At 33.3% G+C, this 4,489-nt stretch carries 5 protein-coding genes; all 5 read left to right on the top strand.

What is annotated here, in order from left to right:
* The first annotated feature begins 207 nt into the window (after positions 1-207).
* The 5 genes from EKM79_RS12070 (at position 208) to EKM79_RS12090 (ending at position 4,376) form a co-directional block, all read left to right on the top strand.
* Positions 208-1,116, top strand: a complete 909-nt coding sequence (locus EKM79_RS12070; protein ID WP_125569137.1) for an efflux RND transporter periplasmic adaptor subunit — start codon at positions 208-210, stop codon at positions 1,114-1,116.
* A gap of 12 nt (positions 1,117-1,128) precedes the next feature.
* Positions 1,129-1,806, top strand: a complete 678-nt coding sequence (locus EKM79_RS12075) for an ABC transporter ATP-binding protein (protein ID WP_125569139.1) — start codon at positions 1,129-1,131, stop codon at positions 1,804-1,806.
* Positions 1,799-2,956: an ABC transporter permease gene (locus tag EKM79_RS12080; protein ID WP_125569141.1), complete on the top strand. Its 1,158-nt coding sequence runs from the start codon at positions 1,799-1,801 to the stop codon at positions 2,954-2,956. The genes EKM79_RS12075 and EKM79_RS12080 overlap by 8 nt, the downstream gene beginning before the upstream one ends.
* A 23-nt stretch (positions 2,957-2,979) precedes the next feature.
* Positions 2,980-3,438: a hypothetical protein gene (locus EKM79_RS12085; RefSeq protein WP_125569143.1), complete on the top strand. Its 459-nt coding sequence runs from the start codon at positions 2,980-2,982 to the stop codon at positions 3,436-3,438.
* A gap of 143 nt (positions 3,439-3,581) precedes the next feature.
* Entirely contained in the window at positions 3,582-4,376 is a 795-nt protein-coding gene (locus tag EKM79_RS12090) for a hypothetical protein (RefSeq protein WP_125569145.1), read from the top strand.
* Positions 4,377-4,489 lie beyond the last annotated feature (113 nt).

Consider the following 4,489-nt stretch of genomic DNA (forward strand, 5'->3'; position numbering starts at 1 on the left):
GGTCCTTTTTCTATCCAGAAATTTAGACAATAAAAAAACTGGTATTGGCTTTCACCAATACCAGAAAGTTTAGACCCATATTTTTTTGCTTTTTTTGACCTTACAAAATTGTAAGGTGATGTTCGTTTAAAGACGCTAAAACAATATATTTATTAAGCAGAATTAAATGTATAATGAAACAAGTCGTGTTGAAAATAGGGAGGAAATATGAAAAAGATCAAACTTACAATTTGGGGGATTGCCATCGTTATGGCAATTATTACTGTAGCTGTGGTTTTGGGCAATGGCAGTGATAACCAAAAGGATAAATACAATACTTATACAGTGAAGTCAGAACAAACTGACAATTTCACAGGTGTTGTACAAGCGGACCAAAAGCATGCTGTCAGTGATGAACCTAAATCTGACGACGAAATACTCTCATCATCTCATGTAAGAAATGGTGAAAAAGTTACTAAAGGACAAGTATTATTTACATTTTATAAAAATATGTCTGGTGAAATCAGTTCAGCTAATTTAGAAATTAGACAAGCTCAATTAGCTATTCAACAATTGAATACTACAACTGATAAGAATACTGAATACCAAATAGAATTAGCTAAAGATCAAGCATTATTAGGTGAAGCTCAAGATAAGTTAAACAAAATAAACAAGGAACAGAATCGTAGTGTTTTAGCACCTATCTCTGGTATGTACTTCAAAGATAGCGAAGGACGCAGTTTTATTTATGGTACACCGATTATTCAGGGTAACGTAAATGAATTCTCATTAGATAAGATCACTACTGGTAAATCAGTCACAATTATTAAGAACAATGGTGAAAAAATTGATGGGACATATACTTCAAAGGATAAGATTCCATACAATAACGGTGCCGTTTCTTATTATCATTTCCAAGTAAGTACTGATGAAACTTTGACTTATGGAATGCATGTACAAATTCAAAATTCTACTCGTGGGTTTAAGATCCCTAAGGCTGCTGTTAAGTCTGGAGACACAGTTTATGTTGTAAGAAATGATAAGAAATATAGACGAGTGCTAGATCTAACCAAGTATGATAATGAATACTACGTCAAAAAAGGAATTAAGGCTGGCGATAAGCTGGTCTTATTCTAGGGCGGTGATTTCATGTTAAAGATAAATAACGTGGGAAAGTCATACGGTCCATTCAAAGTTCTCAAAGATATTGATTTGGAAGTCGCTGATGGTGAGTTCTTAGCTATTATGGGACCATCTGGTTCGGGTAAGTCAACGTTGATCAATATATTAGGATTGTTAGATCAAGATTATACTGGCGAATACTTATTGAATGATAAGAGTTATAAAGACACTTCGGATAATTTGTTATCTCGAATTCGCGGTGATCAACTGGGATTTGTTTTTCAAAATTTCAAATTATTGACTACTTACAATGTTTACGAAAATATTGAAGTTCCATTGGTTTACAGCAAGACAGAACAACACAATAAGCATGAACGTGTTGAAGATGTAATTGAAAAAGTTGGACTTTCTGGAAAAGAAAAACATCGTCCGTCAGAATTATCTGGTGGGCAGCAACAACGTGTAGCGATTGCTAGAGCAATAGTTAATCGTCCTAAGCTGATAATTGCTGACGAACCTACTGGTGCTTTGGATAGTAAGACGAGTACAGAAATTATGGATATATTCACCAAACTAAATCAAGATGGGACAACTATTATTATGGTTACTCACGATGAAGAAGTGGCTAAGTATGCCATGCGTACGGTTTATATCCGTGATGGTAAGTTGTATCACGATGCAAAGGATGTGTTTAAAAATGATTGATAAAATTTTGATCGCATTCAAGTCAATTGGCAAGAATAAGAATCGTAACTTTTTGACAATGCTAGGTATTATCATTGGTATAGCTTGTGTTATCGCTATTCTAGCTGTAGGTGATGGCTTTACTAAGACTATGACCAAAGGTATGGGTACTCATAATGACAAAGGTCGTGTAACGATTAGTTTTCAAGCATCGTCATACGATGATACAACTAGTGGTTTCACACAAAATGATGTCAGTACTTTGGAGAAAGTATCTGGAGTAGATCACGTTAAATTGGATAGCAGTAATACAGAAGCAAATGCTAAGATACAGTACAAGACTAAACATGAATCTACTAGTTTGAATAAATCACCCAAACACCTAAATTTGTATAAGGGTGTTGGTACATCGATTGATAATTCTGATATGAGTAATATTTTTATTTCACACGACTTGGCTTCTCGTATATTCAAAGATGAAAGCGCCTTGAACAAGCCACTTATTATAGAAGGAAATGTTTTCATAATACGTGGAATCTATAATATTAGTGATTTTAATTATCGTCCAGATATCTATGTTTCAAAAGATGTTTTCAAACAGCTATTCGCAAATCAAATAACTCAAGATATTGCTAGAATTTATGTCAAACCAGATGTAAATAAAAAATCCGTTGGAAAACGTGCGGTTGATCAAATGAAGAAGTTTGGTGAGGATAAACAAATGGGACACTATGAGGTTTCAAATCCTGATCAAATTAGTAAGACCTTCACTAAAATGTTGAATTATGTGACATACTTTGTTGCCTTAGTTGCTGGTATATCACTATTGATTGCTGGTATAGGCGTTATGAATGTTATGTATATTACCGTGTCTGAGCGTCGTAAGGAAATTGGAATTCGCCGAGCTTTCGGTGCAACATCGAGTGATATACGTAGTCAATTCTTAATCGAGAGTGTGGTACTTTGTGTCATTGGTGGATTGATCGGTATCTTATGTGGATATGGATTAGTTGCTATCATTAATGCATTCTTACCATTTAAGGCAATTGTTACAGGATATTCATTAGCTATTTCACTATCAGTATCAACAGCAGTCGGATTGATATTTGGATTTATACCATCAAATAAAGCTGCCAAATCACCACTAGTTGGATTGCTAAAAGAAGAATAGCCAGTATTAAAAAGGGGATTAATATGAAAAAATTATACAAACTTGATGGATGGACATTATTCGCAATGTTCTTGATTCTAGCATTTTCGGAATTAATACAAATGTTTCTATCTAATCAAAACATCAGTAGCGCTCCAGCTATGGGTAAAGCCTTAGAATTAGGAATGTATCTACTTACTATTATTATTGGTTTTGCCATATATTATGGAGTCATGTATTTGGTATTGAACAATAACGAGACGGGATTTCAAAAGATTATCTTTGTTAATATTGTTATTGGGCTAGTAGTTGCAGCAATATTATCAATTATCGCTGGTCTTATTGCTGGCAAAGCGTTGAATATTTGGATCAAGATAGTTATTGGCTTGATTGGAAATGGCTTGATTGCTTGGACTAATTGGAAAGAATTAAAAATATCTCAAAGTAGCAAAATCAAGATTAGTGTGTGGACCGCAATTTGCTTTGTTGTTTCACTATTCTAATATTATAACGTCGTTATAAAGTTGGACAGAAATGTCTGGCTTTTTTATTTATATTATTGTTTTTATTTATACATAATTACGATGGTTATTCTTGTGGCGTAAATGATAGGATATAACTAAATATGATTAGGGGAATCAAAATTATGAAGAAGATAATAACGTATGTTTTTATGCTATTGTCCGTATCCATTTTAATGGGATGTCAATCTAATTCCGTTAAACATACTGATGATCAAGAAGCTAAACAGCAAACTTTTGATAGTGTGATAAAAACAAATAGAGATAAGTGGGATGCGCAAGTAAATAAGGCTAAGAAAATTAATACTAGATCTTATAGCGAAAACGCATCATACATCGCTCCTAATAGTTTGAGTGAAATGAAGGAATATAAGAAGCCTCTGATTAAAGGTACAATCGTTAATTATAAGCAGATGTCGGGGATTAACTATGATACTTATACAAAAGCAACTGTTAAAGTTGATAAGGTATTAATGGGAGATGATAAAAGGCTAGATAAAAAAACAATTACCATAGTATTGCATGGTGGATTGATTAAGTCTAAAAGACTATTTCATAATATGAGTAGCAATACATATAACGGCGTTACAGTTGATACTCAACCTGATGATTTAGTGTATTTCCATGATACTGACGTGCCATTACCTGAGATAGGATCGCATATTATAACTGCGGTCGATACGATTAAATATAGTTCAAAGGATAGTTCTGCCTTTATTGATGCAATGCGTAAAAATGACATTAAAAGTAGTACGAATGCTTATGTTCCTTATGATCCTATTTCTGGAATCTGGGTGAAGACTAATCATTCAAAAGAGTATGTTTTGAATAACGAAAATTGGAGAAATATTACTGATCCTAACAACACAATGTCTAGAGTGTCGATAACAAAGGAAATAAATAATAAGTATAATAATTAGAAAAATTGAGTAAGTATAAAAAGGGCTAGATATTTTGGGTCTAAACTTTCTGGTATTGGTGAAAGCCAATACCAGTTTTTTTATTGTCTAAATTTCTGGATAGAAAAAGGACC

The sequence above is a fragment of the Companilactobacillus insicii genome, from assembly GCF_003946015.1.
Taxonomy (GTDB): domain Bacteria; phylum Bacillota; class Bacilli; order Lactobacillales; family Lactobacillaceae; genus Companilactobacillus; species Companilactobacillus insicii.